The organism is Lactobacillus taiwanensis DSM 21401 (assembly GCF_001436695.1).
GTDB classification, from domain to species: Bacteria; Bacillota; Bacilli; order Lactobacillales; family Lactobacillaceae; genus Lactobacillus; species Lactobacillus taiwanensis.
Window position 1 is genome coordinate 137653 of the sequence record NZ_AYZG01000001.1, and the last position, 14190, is coordinate 151842.

Annotated in this window: 15 protein-coding genes, 1 tRNA gene and 1 riboswitch; of the genes, 3 read left to right on the plus strand and 13 right to left on the minus strand. The window is 34.5% G+C overall.

Features of this window, described 5'->3' with window-relative positions; genetic code table 11:
- Positions 1 to 116: 116 nt before the first annotated feature.
- From FD18_RS00685 to trpS, 12 genes are all read right to left on the minus strand, one after another.
- Positions 117 to 1088 (minus strand): ribose-phosphate diphosphokinase, encoded by a 972-nt coding sequence (locus tag FD18_RS00685; protein ID WP_004898715.1) that lies wholly within the window; start codon positions 1086 to 1088, stop codon positions 117 to 119.
- A gap of 109 nt (positions 1089 to 1197) precedes the next feature.
- Positions 1198 to 2583: a bifunctional UDP-N-acetylglucosamine diphosphorylase/glucosamine-1-phosphate N-acetyltransferase GlmU gene (gene glmU, locus FD18_RS00690; RefSeq protein WP_057718068.1), complete on the minus strand. Its 1386-nt coding sequence runs from the start codon at positions 2581 to 2583 to the stop codon at positions 1198 to 1200.
- A gap of 48 nt (positions 2584 to 2631) precedes the next feature.
- Positions 2632 to 3468 (minus strand): pur operon repressor, encoded by an 837-nt coding sequence (gene purR, locus FD18_RS00695; RefSeq protein ID WP_057718069.1) that lies wholly within the window; start codon positions 3466 to 3468, stop codon positions 2632 to 2634.
- Positions 3469 to 3583: 115 nt separating this feature from the next.
- Positions 3584 to 3823: a Veg family protein gene (locus tag FD18_RS00700; protein ID WP_057718070.1), complete on the minus strand. Its 240-nt coding sequence runs from the start codon at positions 3821 to 3823 to the stop codon at positions 3584 to 3586.
- A 75-nt stretch (positions 3824 to 3898) separates the two neighbouring features.
- On the minus strand, positions 3899 to 4789 hold the full coding sequence (gene rsmA / locus FD18_RS00705) for a 16S rRNA (adenine(1518)-N(6)/adenine(1519)-N(6))-dimethyltransferase RsmA (RefSeq protein ID WP_057718071.1): 891 nt from the start codon (positions 4787 to 4789) through the stop codon (positions 3899 to 3901).
- On the minus strand, positions 4779 to 5342 hold the full coding sequence (gene rnmV / locus FD18_RS00710; RefSeq protein ID WP_057718072.1) for a ribonuclease M5: 564 nt from the start codon (positions 5340 to 5342) through the stop codon (positions 4779 to 4781). The genes rsmA and rnmV overlap by 11 nt, the downstream gene beginning before the upstream one ends.
- Positions 5326 to 6099, minus strand: coding sequence for a TatD family hydrolase (locus FD18_RS00715; RefSeq protein WP_057718073.1), 774 nt, complete (start codon positions 6097 to 6099; stop codon positions 5326 to 5328). Before FD18_RS00715 ends, rnmV begins: the two co-directional genes overlap by 17 nt.
- Positions 6099 to 8075: a methionine--tRNA ligase gene (metG, locus tag FD18_RS00720; protein ID WP_057718074.1), complete on the minus strand. Its 1977-nt coding sequence runs from the start codon at positions 8073 to 8075 to the stop codon at positions 6099 to 6101. Before metG ends, FD18_RS00715 begins: the two co-directional genes overlap by 1 nt.
- Positions 8076 to 8194: 119 nt before the next feature.
- Complete coding sequence (locus FD18_RS00725; RefSeq protein ID WP_057718075.1) at positions 8195 to 9190, minus strand: P-type ATPase actuator domain-containing protein; 996 nt, start codon at positions 9188 to 9190, stop codon at positions 8195 to 8197.
- Positions 9191 to 9260: 70 nt separating this feature from the next.
- Positions 9261 to 9432: riboswitch (M-box (ykoK) riboswitch) on the minus strand.
- 58 nt (positions 9433 to 9490) lie between these two features.
- Entirely contained in the window at positions 9491 to 10078 is a 588-nt protein-coding gene (locus FD18_RS00730; protein WP_057718076.1) for a TPM domain-containing protein, read from the minus strand.
- Entirely contained in the window at positions 10068 to 10556 is a 489-nt protein-coding gene (locus FD18_RS00735) for a ComE operon protein 2 (RefSeq protein WP_057718077.1), read from the minus strand. Before FD18_RS00735 ends, FD18_RS00730 begins: the two co-directional genes overlap by 11 nt.
- A gap of 19 nt (positions 10557 to 10575) precedes the next feature.
- Entirely contained in the window at positions 10576 to 11604 is a 1029-nt protein-coding gene (gene trpS / locus FD18_RS00740; RefSeq protein WP_057718078.1) for a tryptophan--tRNA ligase, read from the minus strand.
- Positions 11605 to 11738: 134 nt separating this feature from the next.
- On the opposite strand from trpS, the gene FD18_RS00745 reads away from it, so the two are divergent.
- Both FD18_RS00745 and FD18_RS00750 read left to right on the plus strand, forming a co-directional pair.
- A complete protein-coding gene (locus FD18_RS00745; RefSeq protein ID WP_034525281.1) occupies positions 11739 to 12350 on the plus strand; it encodes an SOS response-associated peptidase family protein in 612 nt (203 codons plus the stop codon).
- A 26-nt stretch (positions 12351 to 12376) separates the two neighbouring features.
- Positions 12377 to 12447: transfer RNA gene (locus tag FD18_RS00750), tRNA-Gly, on the plus strand.
- 42 nt (positions 12448 to 12489) lie between these two features.
- On the opposite strand, the gene FD18_RS00755 is transcribed toward FD18_RS00750, so the two are convergent.
- On the minus strand, positions 12490 to 13152 hold the full coding sequence (locus FD18_RS00755; protein WP_057718079.1) for a CPBP family glutamic-type intramembrane protease: 663 nt from the start codon (positions 13150 to 13152) through the stop codon (positions 12490 to 12492).
- Between the two features lie 142 nt (positions 13153 to 13294).
- Between FD18_RS00755 and FD18_RS00760 the strand changes: the two genes are divergently transcribed.
- On the plus strand, positions 13295 to 14155 hold the full coding sequence (locus FD18_RS00760; protein ID WP_057718080.1) for an ROK family protein: 861 nt from the start codon (positions 13295 to 13297) through the stop codon (positions 14153 to 14155).
- Positions 14156 to 14190: the final 35 nt, after the last annotated feature.

The following is a 14190-nucleotide window of genomic DNA, read 5'->3' on the forward strand; positions in this document are numbered from 1 at the left end:
AATACTACCTTAATTATCCGATATATGTAAACGCTTTTCATATTTTTAAAATAAAGATATAGCTTTTATATGATAAAAACCAATATCTAAACAAATAGATATTGGTTCTTTATTACTTAATTATGGGATTGAAAACGAGTATTAAATAGTGGACTAACTGGCTTATGTTCTTGAATCAATTTAATTGCTTCACCCATCAATGGTCCTACAGAAACAATTTCAGCCTTAGATAAATCTTTTTCTTCAGGTTGGTTGATTGAATCAGTTAAGATTAATTTCTTAATTGGAGAATTATTTAAACGTTCAATTGCAGGTCCTGACAAAACAGCGTGTGTAGCTGAAGCATAAACCTCAGTTGCACCAGCATCCATTAAAGCTTGAGAAGCTAAAGTAATAGTACCAGCTGTATCAATCATGTCATCGATAATAATGGCACGCTTGCCTTTTACATCTCCAATGATGTTCATAACTTCAGCAACATTTGCTTTTGGACGACGTTTATCCACAATTGCAATTGGAGTCTTAAGAAATTCTGCTAACTTTCTTGCTCTGGTTACACCACCATGATCAGGCGAAACTACAACAGCATCTTTTTCTAAATCATGACTCAAGAAGTAGTCAGCAAGAAGTGGTGCACCCATTAAATTATCAACAGGGATATCAAAGAATCCTTGAATTTGTGGGGCGTGTAAATCAAGTGAAAGAACTCGATCAGCACCTGCTTTTTGAAGCATATCAGCTACTAACTTAGCTGTAATCGGCTCACGTGCACGGGTCTTTCTATCTTGACGTGCATATCCATAGTAAGGCATTACTAAGTTAACACTTCTAGCTGAAGCACGCTTAACAGCATCAATCATAATCAATAATTCCATTAAATTATCGTTTACTGGAGCTGAAGTTGATTGTACTAAGTAAACATCTTTACCACGAACTGATTCATCGATGTTAATTTGGATTTCACCATCACTGAAACGTTTAACATCAGACTTACCAAGCTTAACTCCTACTTTATCAGCAATTTTTTCTGCTAAAGGTTTATTAGAGTTGAGCGCAAAAATTTTAATTTCTTTGTCTAATTGAGACATAATTTCCTCCACCGAAAAATTACAATTCCATCTTTAATAATAGCAAAAAAATGCTACTTACGCTTGAAAATAGCAAAAAAAGAAGTTGTATTTAACAACTTCTTTTAATTTATTTCCAATCTTTATCTTTTGATAGCGGTAACTTGTGCCAGTAATCAGGTTTATTAGTCTGTCTACCTCTAGCAATTGCCATATCGTACTTATCAACATCTTTAGTAATTGTTGAATCTGCTGCCACAAATGCATGATCAGCAATATTAACTGGGGCAATGATAGTAGCACCTGCTCCAATAAATGAATGATCGCCCACATTAGTATGAAACTTCTTAACACCATCGTAGTTAGAGAAGATAGTACCACAACCAATATTAATATCTTTACCTAAAGTTGCATCCCCAACATAAGTTAAGTGACCTACCTTACTATCTTCACCAATTTCAGCCTTCTTAATCTCAACAAAGTTACCAATATGAGCGCCTTTTCTAATGATAGCTTTAGGACGAAGGTGAGAGTTAGGTCCAATATCAGTATTATCATCCATTTGAGCTTCTTGAAGAGTTGAAGAAGTAATAATTACGTGATTGCCAATCTTAGAATCAATAATTCTTGAACTGTTAGTTATATAGCAGTCGCTACCAATTTCAGTCTTACCCTTGATAACAACGTTGCCTTCAATAACAGTATCATTACCGATCTTAACATCGCCATCAATATATGCTGTGTCAGGATCAATAAATGAAACACCATTCTTCATATGCTTTTCATTAATCCTTCTTTGCATAATCTTTGTTGCTTGAGCCAAAGCAATTCTATCATTAACACCCAAGCTTTCACTAAAGTCAGGCATTTCATAAGCACCAACTTTATGACCAGCTTTACGCATAATTTCTAAGACATCAGTTAAGTAATATTCGCCTTGAGCATTATCATTACCAACTTGTTTTAAAGCCTTAAATAATTCTTTATTATCAAAACAAAATACACCAGTATTAATTTCATCAACTGCTAGTTCTTCTGGAGTACCATCTTTTTGTTCAACAATTCTTAGGACATTTCCATCCTCATCACGAATAATACGTCCATAGCCAAATGGATTTGGTGCTTTCGCAGTTAAAACAGTTGCACTGTTTCCACTTTCTTCATGTTTTTTAAATAAGTTGTTAAAAGTTTCAGCAGTAAATAAAGGAGTATCACCAGTAGCAACTAAAGTTGAACCATCTAAGTTTTCTAATAAATCACTGGCTGCCATAACGGCGTCTCCAGTACCTAGTTGCTTTTCTTGAAAAGCAAATTCTGATTGGCCTGCCAAAACATCTTTAACGCTAGCTGCACCATTGCCAACTACAGTAATAATCTTATCTGGATTCGTGCCTTTAGCAGCATTTACCACATGTTCTACCATAGTTTTACCACAAACCTTATGTAATACCTTGTAAAGTTGGGACTTCATGCGGGTACCTTTTCCAGCAGCTAAGATAACAACATACTTATTCATTAGTTTTATATCCCTTCAATTTTTTATATTTAAACACCTATCAGTATATCATTTTGGAAAGCGATTGAAGTCTGTCTGCTCTAAGAAATTCCCTGGTCTTACTTTGATTAGCTTTTTAGTTCTATCAACTTCTGTAATCTTTATTAAAGATTGATAGTCATCTACTACTTTTTGAGAAGCGTATTTTGTTTCACAAAGAACGCACATTCCAGCAACTGTTCCTTTAAATTCTTTAACTAGTTCTTCCATTCCAGTTAAAGTTCCGCCGCCCTTCATGAAGTCGTCCACAATTAATACATTGCTTCCTTCTGGGAGTAAGCGTTTAGCCAATTCCATTTTTTCAACTCGTTCACTTGAAGAAGCGACATAATTAACAGAGATCGTTGATCCTTCAGTAATCTTTGGTCTTCTTCTCACCATTACGAATGGGACGTTTAAAAAGCGACTAACTGCTTGGGCAATAGCTATTCCTTTAGTCTCAATTGTCATAACATAGTCAACATTGCTATAAGCATATTTAGTTGCAATTAATTGACCAATTTGACGTAAATCTTGTGGTGAGCCCAAAATATCAGACAAATAAACAAAATTTCCGGGTAAAATACGATCAGGATCCTCAATACGGTCAGCTAAATCATGAAGATAGTTTGTGGCCTCTTTTTTTCCTACAAAAGGAATATATCTCACTCCACCAGCAGCCCCTGCTACTGTCTCTAAAATTCCATTTTTATCATTAGCTAAAGTCTGACGTAAAATTGCCAAGTCTTCTGAAATTGAAGATTTAGCTGCGCCATAGCGATCTGCAAAAAACGGTAGTGCGATCAAAGTATGAGGGCGAGCTAAAAGATACTTAACCATATCAACTAATCTTTCTGAACGTTTCATGCTTTTACCTTCCTAAACATTAAATATTTCTAAGTTTAAATATACTCTACATAAAGAAAAATCACTAGCATTTTAAACAAAATACTAGTGATTGTTCGTAATCTTCTATTGTCAATTACATTTCATCAAACTCAAGCTCAATATTCTTGGTTAATAAATCCGTGTAACTATAAGATACTCGTTCAAAGTTGTTTTGATCTTGATCAAGATCTACAACAAATACTGCACGGTAGGTCTTAGTTAATCTACCCTTGCGGCGTGTTACTTTCTTTCTTCCTGCTTGAGCTACTACAATCAAGCTTTCACCCAAATGAGAATCCAAATTATGTTTAATTGCCATTAGTGTTGTTGGCACTGGACGTCACTCCTTTGCTTGGCCTAATTTTATCAAAAAATTAATATTTTTTCAAGTCTGTAAATTGTAATCGTTTTATGCTTGCTGATCTTTTAAAAGATGAACTAACTTAACAAATTGTTCGAGAGTTAATTCTTCCGGACGAACCCTAACATCCAAGCCTAAATCACTAATTATTTTTTCTCGTTCATCTTTATCTTTAATTAAAGCTTTTAAATTATTAGCTAATGTTTTACGACGCTGTGCAAAGCACATTTTTACTACATGATCAAAGAATGCATAATCACTAATATCAGGCTTTTCAATAAGTGGTGTTAAAACCACAACAGCTGAATCAACTTTAGGCCTTGGCATAAATGATGTACTTTTTACTTCTTCTGCCAGTCTTACATTCATTCGGCTTTGAACAGCGATAGTTAAGGGACCATATTCTTTAGTCTTTGGCTCAGCAACTAGTCTTTCAGCAACCTCTTTTTGCATCATCAATGTTAAACTAGAAAAATCCAAATCACTTTTAATAAGATTAAAAATAATTGGCGTTGTGATGTAGTAAGGCAAGTTAGCAACAATCTTTACTGCTTTACTTAAATTCAAGAAACCGCCATTATCTTCAATAAAGTTAGCCTTTAACACATCTTTCATTACTAACTTAAATCGATCTTTCAAATCTTCACCATCAATTTTTTGTGGCAATTCATTGTTTAAAATTTCTGGCAAATCTTGATCGACCTCATAAGCTAAGACCTTTGCCCCTGCTAACAGCAACTGTTCAGTTAATGAACCAATTCCTGGTCCAATTTCAATAACTTGATCTCCTACTTGAATATCAGCTGCTTCAACTATTCCTTTAATAGCAGCCAAATCCACTAAAAAGTTTTGACCTAAATTCTTTTTCGCATGCATAAAGTAGCGATTTACAATTGCTTGAGTACGTACAGGACTAGCAATTGGCATACTATTTGACATCTTTGACTGCCCTCTTTAATTCATCATAAGTAATTCCAAACATCTTTAAACGTTTTAAAAATTGTTTACTGTTTCCATAGCCGATCCCTAGTTTAACACCAATCTTTTCACGTAAAAGACGTGCTTCTGAACTCATTCCTAAGCCTAAATCATCGTACTTTTCTTTAGTAATATCGCTTTTTATAGGCTGAACTTCATGTAAATCGCTGAGTGCGCGTTCCAAAGCTTCTTTTGAGGCATGTTCAACTCCCAAACTATTTCCATGCTTAGTTGGTTCTCCTTCTTTACGTGTAATAAAAGCTTGTTTCGCATTAGGAGCAGCTTCAGTAACTAATCGGCGTATTCTTTCACCATTATAATCTGGATCAGTAAAGATTATTATTTCTCTTGTCTGAGAAAGTTTCTTTATTTCAGCTAAAGTTTCATCGGATACTTCCGAACCGTTAGTCTCAATAGTTTCGATTCCAGGAAAGAATTGCTTCAACCGTTTTGTATCGTCTCTACCTTCAACAATAACTACTGCATTAAATTGCTTTTTATTCTTTGATTCCATATGCCCTCATCGTATTTTCAAACGTATGCTTAGCGACTTCTTCAACAGATGTATCGCGTAACTTAGCAATTGCCTCTGCCACATAGCGAACATATCCTGTCTCATTTTGTTTGCCACGGTATGGCTTAGGAGTTAGATATGGTGCATCTGTTTCAATTAAAAACTTATCCCATGGTACAACTTTAGCAGAAACATGTACGTCAGTTGCCTTTGTAAAGGAAACAACCCCAGAAAATGAAACCATCATTCCTAAATCAAGAAACTTTTTAAGCCATTCTGGATCACCATTAAAATTATGGATGATTCCGCCATATTCACCCACATGACTATCTTTTAAAACTTGATATGTATCTTCAAAAGCATCTCGAGTATGAATATTAACTGGCATTTTTAAACTATGTGCTAAATCAAGTTGCTTTGCAAAAACTTTTCGTTGAACATCTCTAGGTGATTCATCCCAGTAATAATCTAGTCCGATTTCTCCTAAAGCAACAGTTTTAGGCTTTTTAAGCTGTTCAACTAACTTATCTTCTGCTTTTTGATCGTAGTCTTTAGCTACATCTGGACAATAACCAACAATAGCGTATAAATTATCAAATCTCTGACTAAGGTCAACGGCGCGTTCATTAAATTCTGGATCTTGTCCGGCAACTGCACTTCTTACTACATCTAATTCTTTCGCCCGATCAAGATAAATCTCTTCTTTTCCGCGAAAAGGAACGTCATTTAGATGCGTATGTGAATCAAAAATCTCCATTAGCCTAATTCAGCTCCAACTTCATGCTCATTGCCTACAAGAGCTAATTTAACTTGACCATCTTTTTCACTAGATAAAAGCATACCTTGACTTTCATGTCCCAGCATCTTACGTGGCTTCAAGTTAGTTACTGCTAATACCTTTTTATCTAACAATTCACTTGCATCTGGATAAAACTTACGAATACCACTCAAAATTTGGCGCTCATTACCATCACCAAAGTCTAGCTTAAACATCAAAAGCTTGCTTGAGCCTTTTACTGGTTCAACAGATAAAATTTGACCAACTTGAATCTTAACCTTATCAAAATCATCAATAGTAATCTGTTTTTCTTCTTTTTGCTGACTTCTAGTCTTCTTCTTTGGCTTAGCCTTCTTCATTTCTTCCTTAATGTATTTAACTTCTACATCATTCTTAAGTCTTGGGAAGATTGGAGTTGGCTTTTCAGTAACTTTAACATTCCAGTCAAAAGCACCAAATTCAATTTTCTTTTGATCTTCATTATTCCAATCAAGACCAAGTTGTTCAAACATCTTAACTGGGCTTTGAGTCATTACTGGTGCAATTAAAATGGCAACTAAGCGAAGACTCTCTGCTAAATTAGACATTACTTTAGATAATTCTTCACTCTTGCCCTCTTTATTCAAAGCCCAAGGCGTTGTTTCATCGATATACTTGTTTGCACGAGAAATAAGCTTCCAAACACTGTCCAAAGCTTGAGAGAAGTGAAGTGCATCCATTTGCTTTTGGTACTCTGAAATTGTTTCATTAGCAGTCTTAATTAAGTCTTGAGCAAATTCATCTTGTTCTGATGCAACAGGTGCTACTTGACCATCTTGGTATTGATTAATCATTGAAACAGTTCTGTTTAATAAGTTACCCAAATCATTAGCAAGATCAAAGTTAACTCTTTCAACAAAGTCTTCGGGAGTAAAAATACCATCTGACCCAAAAGGAATTGCACGCATCAAGTAATAACGAAGTGCATCTAAGCCGTAGCGTTCAACAATCATTTCTGGGTAAACAGCGTTTCCTTTAGACTTAGACATTTTACCGTCTCTCATCAATACCCAGCCATGACCAAAAATTTGCTTAGGAAGAGGTAAATCAAGTGCCATTAACATAATTGGCCAATAAATTGTATGGAAACGAACAATTTCTTTACCAACTAAATGCACATCAGCTGGCCAATACTTTTTAAATAATGAATCATCATCAGAACCGTATCCCAAAGCAGTAATATAGTTTGATAAAGCATCAATCCAAACATAAACAACATGTTTTGGATCACTAGGTACAGGAATACCCCAGTCAACGGTCGTACGAGTTACTGATAAATCTTCCAAGCCAGGTTTAATAAAATTATTTACCATTTCTTTTTCACGAGAGTGAGGCAAAATAAAGTCTGGGTGATCCTTGTAGTATTGAAGTAAGCGATCAGCATATTTACTCATTCTGAAGAAGTATGATGGTTCTTTAACTAAACGCACTTCGTGACCTGAAGGTGCCTTTCCGCCAATAACGTTCCCATCATCATCTTTGTATACTTCAGCAAGTTGAGATTCAGTAAAGTATTCCTCATCTTCTACAGAATACCAACCAGTATATTCACCTAAGTAAATATCACCTTGCTTTAATAATCTTTCAAAAATCTTTTGAACAGCCTTAACATGGTCTTCATCGGTTGTTCTAATGAAGCGATCGTAAGAAACGTCTAGCATTTTCCATAATTCTTTGTAAGAATTGGCCATCTTGTCCACAAATTCTTGGGGCTTAATTCCTTGTGCTTCAGCTTTTTGTTCAATCTTCAAACCATGCTCATCAGTTCCAGTTAAAAAGAATGTGTCAAAGCCGCGAGATTTTTTATAACGGATCATTGTATCAGCCGCAATAGTAGTATAAGCGTTACCGATAGTTAATTTTCCAGATGGATAGTAAATAGGTGTAGTAATATAGAAAGTTTTCTTTTCAGCCATCTTTATTCTTCCTCTCATAAGTCTTTTAATTGCTAGTATAACATAGCATGCAGGACTTAATTTGTACATTAAAAAAGGAATTCCATAAAATACGGAATTCCTACAAATTATTTAGATAATTAATTGTCATATGTCGCTCGAATCCTGGGCGTATCAACATTGGCTTTTACCAAGTTATTTACAATAGCTGTTGGCATCACTTCAGCCATTATACCAACAGCTATTGCCATAGCAAAAATTAAAGCATTTTCCCAATTGCCACGCATTATTTCATTAATTAGTAAAACAACTGGAACAATAACTAGAATCAATGTCAAAAAGATTTTGGTTAATCTTTTCATACCAAAATTAAAGAAATGGTTTTCTAGATTAAGCTTAGAAAGATTTTGGACTACTCTTCCAAAAACAGTTTCTTTACCAGTCGCAAAAACAACGCCAATGCCTGATCCAGAAAGAATAATTGTGCCAGCATATAAAATATTAGCGTAATCTAAGCCATCATTTTTATCAGTGTAATTAGCACTCTTTTTCACAGTATCTTCTTCGCCAAGTAAAGAACACTCTAAATCATTACTTTTAAGTAACTTAATGTCAGCGGGAACAATATCTCCAGTTTTAAGTAACACGACATCACCAATTGTTAGATCTTTAGTTGAAATTTTTTGTGGTGTGCAATCGCGCATTACTTGAGTTGTTCTAGAAATTCGATTTATCAAGTTCTGAATATTAGTATTAATACGAATATTCTGCACAGCAGTTAAAATTACTGAGATAAATAAAATAGCTAAAACAAAAATTGCTGGACTTAAGTTAAGAGTACGTTGAGAAGAATTTAGAAAAATTGCTACAATTGCTAAAAAAAATAACGTCAGGGAAAAAGGAGTTATAAAAGCCTTTAGAAAATAGTGAAGCTTAGTCTTATCATGTTTGATTATTATTTCATTAGAACCGTATTTTGCTAAGCGTTGCCTCGCATCTTTACTTTGAAGGCCACTAATTGAGGTTTTTAATCGTTGCAGCGTCGCAAACTTATCTTCGCGTGCAATCCGGCGCACCAGCTTGGTGTCTGTAGTATTTCTTGTGCCGGAAGTGTTGATTTTGAACATCTTCAACATCCTTTCTTAAGAACCTAGCAAACAAACAAAAAGACCGATGCAAAAACTGCATCGGCTTAAATCCAAGCGATTTTTATACTCGTCGTTCAGTTTTAACACTACGTGACGTAAGGTTATTTAACATAACTAGCTGGCTGGGGAGGGCCTTATATCGACGATCCCTGTTTGACCCGTTGGCATCTCTGGATGTTGCTGGGCGACAGCATGTGTTCACGTAGGAGTCTCACCTAACAGTTTATTTGCTCTAAATATTTAATTTCTACTGATACTTTAACGGCTAACTAGCATTTAGTCAAGTCCTTAATGCGGTTTTCGCATACTCTTAAATAAAACAAGACCAAAACTAATTAAGGCCGCAATCACTAATCCCCAAACTAAATTTACGCTTTGTGGATGGTCTATTTTTTGTAATTCTTCTTGAGTTAAAGAATTTTTATCATAAGACAACTTATCTTTTTGTGCGATTAAGGTTGCACAGGCATTAAATACCAATTGAATGCCCGAATTAAAAGTTGCTTGCTTTTCACTTCTCAACTTGTTACCCGCATAGCGAATAATGTTACTACATTTAGACTGCGTTAAAGTGTCCTGATAATTTTTACCAACAAGAATTTGGATATTTTTCTTCTTGCTTTGTAAGGCTGCTGCAATGATAACTTGATTCTTTTGTGGTCGAATTCTATTTATTGCATTACTATCCTTTAAACTTAAAAGACGAATCTCAGGTTTACTCTTTGTCTTTTGATACTCTACATTTTTTTGCGTAACAAGTTCTTCAGTTTTAGTGTTAAACAAATTTTCTGGATCATTAATAAATGAACTTGTACTAGCAGTTAATAATAGAAGACAAGCTAATAAAGATAGAAAACTAACAAATTTATTTTTCATTATCAGCCTTCTCTAACCTATCAGCTAAGCTTTGAACATACTTATGATCTAACGTTACTTGTTCAATTGCTACACCCTTTTCACGTAAGAGTTTAAGTGCCAAAGGATTATCATGATAGTCATAATAATAATTGATTTTCTTAATGCCTGCTTGCACTAAACATTTACTGCAATTAAAGCATGGAAAATAGGTAACATAAATTTCAGTACCTTCAGTTGAGATACCATTTTTAGCACACTGAATTAAAGCGTTCATTTCAGAATGAATAGTTCTAACGCAATGTCCGTCAACCATTAAATGCCCCACATCATCACAGTGCGGCTGACCGGAAACACTACCATTATATCCCGTTGCAATCATCCGGTCATCCTTAACTATTACGCTCCCAACTAAAGCACGATCACAAGTGGAGCGTTGTGCGATAACTAAGGCCTGCATCATGAAATATTGCTTCCACGGAATCCTGTCTCTTGTCATTAATCTTACCTTCTTTAAATTATTTGTTTAATCTATCAAAATAATTTAAACCAATTGCTTCTCTAACTTCTTGTAGAGTTTGGTTAGCAACTTCATTTGCCTTCTTTGATCCTTCTAAGAGCATTTCATATACAGCATCTGGATCTTGAGCAAATTTCTCACGACGCTCTCTAATTGGAGCGAGTTCTTCTTCAAGAACCTTGTTTAAGTAACGTTTGATTTTTACGTCGCCCAAACCACCTTTTCGGTATTGTTCTTTAAGTTCAGCTACCTTATCTTTATCCGGTGCAAAAACATCAAGATAAGTAAATACAGTGTTTCCTTCTACTTGACCAGGATCTTCTACATGAATATGGTTTGGATCGGTGTACATTGACATAACTTTCTTTTGTACAGTCTTTGCATCATCAGCTAAGTAAATCGCATTGCCAAGTGATTTAGACATCTTCGCATTACCGTCTAAGCCTGGAAGTCTGCCTTGTCCCTTAGGTGGGAAGTAGCCCTTTGGCTCAACCAAAATATCAGTATTATATACTCGGTTAAATGTACGTACAATTTCACGAGTTTGTTCAAGCATTGGTTCTTGATCATCCCCTACCGGTACCACAGTTGCTTTAAAGGCGGTAATATCAGCAGCTTGAGAAACAGGATAATTCAAGAATCCAACTGGAATTGAATCTTTAAAATTCTTCTGTTTAATTTCAGTCTTAACAGTTGGATTTCTCTCTAAACGTGCAACTGTTACCAAATCCATGTAATAAGCAGTTAATTCAAAAAGAGCAGGAATTTGTGATTGCACATAGATAGTAGACTTTTTAGGATCTAGTCCAACAGCTAAATAGTCTAAAGCTACTTGAATTAAGCTATTCTTAATTTTTTCAGGATCTCTAGCATTATCAGTTAGTGCTTGAGTGTCCGCAATCATAATATAAGGCTCATATTTACCTTCATTTTGTAATTTTACACGGTTTTTTAAGGAGCCAATATAGTGACCAATATGAAGTTTTCCGGTTGGTCTATCCCCAGTTAATAAAATTTCCTTTGTCATATTTTTTCTCCAATATATCTGTAATCTTTAACTTTACCTCCAATTCTAGCAAAAATCCTTATTTGTTTAAACTTACCTAAAACTTGCTAAAATTAAATTGAGAGAAAAGTTATATAAAGAAAGGATGAATAAGGATGTGTAGTCATTATGAAATGCCGTCGCTTAAAGAAATTAAGACATATCTAAAAACCGATTTAAAATTACCGCTAGTTGTATCAAAAAATATTGAAGATAAATTTGAATCTGTTACTCAAATTTATCCTAAATCTCCATCTTTAGTTATGCTATATAGCGATGACGAACTAAAGCTAGTTGAAAAGAAATGGGGCTATCCTAGTCCATTTAAAAAGAATCGAGTAATTTATAATGCTCGGGTAGAGCGTTTTTATGAAGAAAAGCCATCAATGTGGGATGATTCATTTGCTCGTCAGCGTTGTATTATTTTAGCTAATGAATTCTGGGAAAGCAGCAAGCAAACTTACCTTGCTTCAAATAACAAAACCTATCATGAGCACTCATCTTTTACTGCAAAAGATGAACCGATGGCACTAATTGCTGGCATTTATAAAGGTGATGATTTTTCAATGGTTACTACTGCTTCTAATGATACTGTGCTTCCAGTTCATGAAAGAATGCCATTAGTATTAAAGCCATCTGAATTACGTCGTTGGCTCTTTCAAAACTTTACTTCTCTACTTGATCGTTCAGAATATAATTTGGATAGGCATCAGTTGCCACATCGTTAGCAAAATGATATAATCATTTTGCTTATGCGGGTATAGTTTAATGGTAAAATGTCAGCTTCCCAAGCTGAAGATGCGGGTTCGATTCACGCTATCCGCTTATATTAAAAACGAGGAACTCTACGAAGTTCCTCGTTTTTTGTTAGGCTAAAATCACCATAAAAATTCCATTTAGGATTGCTAAATAAATTGGCATCACGATTCTTTGTGAATATAAGTAAGACCAAGCAAATAGCATCCCATAAAGACTATTAAGAATAAATAAACTAAATGAAGTTTGAAAATTAAGTATTCCATAGAGAAAGCCTGAACACATAATGCCAACTATACCGCTAACCATATTCTGGGCTCTAAACCCATAATTAAAGAAAAAGCCTGTTGTTAAATATACTTGCATCGCTGGCAGCAAAAGACCAGTAGAAAATATAAGAAACCAAAATAAAAGATTACATTCAGCTTTTTGATAAATTATTTGAAAAGACATTAAGGGCACGCTTCCCTTAGCTTGAAGATAGGAAACAAAAATACGTCCTAAAATCACGAGAATGGATACACCAACTATAAATCCATAATCTGCCAATAAAGGCATTGTAGGCCTTTTTTCAAAAAATCGTTGTTCTCGATTAAATTGACGAATATAAAAATATAAAGTAAACAAGGAACAAAGTAAGAAAAAAAAGTACCCTATTTTATTTACATGATCATTTAATAGAGCTAATTTTTTAACTCCAATTACAATTAAATACAAGACTAAATAAACAATATATCTAGTCAAATTTCCTTGTCTGGATGATGGCGTATTCATGTCTTTTCCCCTTTATATCAATTACTTTCAATTATAGCAAAGCATTTAATATTAGTTGTACTTCATGAAAAATATATACTTATTGACAACGCTTACTTTGGTGATTAACATGAAAGATAAGATAAAAAGAGAGGTAATACTAATGAACTTAATTGCAATTGATATTGGCGGAACAACTATTAAAATCGCTACTTGGATAAATCAAAAATTAAAAATGATATTTACCATTGATACGCCAGATAATTTAGATACTTTTTATGAGGAATTAACTGATGCAGTTAATGAAATAAAAGCTAATCATAAAATTGATGGTGTAGCAATTTCTTCTCCCGGTGCTGTTAATAAAGCTACCGGAGTAATTGAAGGAGCAAGTGCCCTACCTTATATCCATAACTTTAAAATCGTACCTGAATTAGAAAAAAGATTTGGTCTACCAGTAAGTATCGAAAATGATGCAAATTGTGCAGCTCTTGCCGAAATCGCTGACGGAGCAGCTAAAGGATGCAAGAGCATGGCATTTTTAGTTATTGGAACCGGTGTTGGCGGAAGTATCATTATTAACAATCAAATTTGGCATGGTGCTCATCTCTACGGTGGTGAATTTGGCTTTATGATTATTGATGGTAAGCAGTTAAGCGATCTAGCTTCACCTGTTACCATGGCTAAGAGCTACAATAAGAAAACTGGAAAAGATTTTGACGGTAAAACTGTTTTTGAACTCGCAGACACTGATGATCCAATTGCTCAAGAAGAACGCGAAAAGTTCTTACATGCTCTTGCTGTCGCAATTTTTAATATTCAACACAGTTTTGATCCTGAAAAAATTATTATTGGTGGTGGAATTTCACAAAATCCGGAATTAGTTCCACTACTTGATGATGAGATTGCTAAACTAAGAAATAAGATCGAAGTTACGACAATTAAACCAATTTTGGATATTTGTACGTTAAAAAATGAAGCAAATTTGCGTGGAGCGGTTGCAGATTTTGAAAAAGAGCATTAAATTTTATATAGACACTTTTTTATTATTAAATAAAT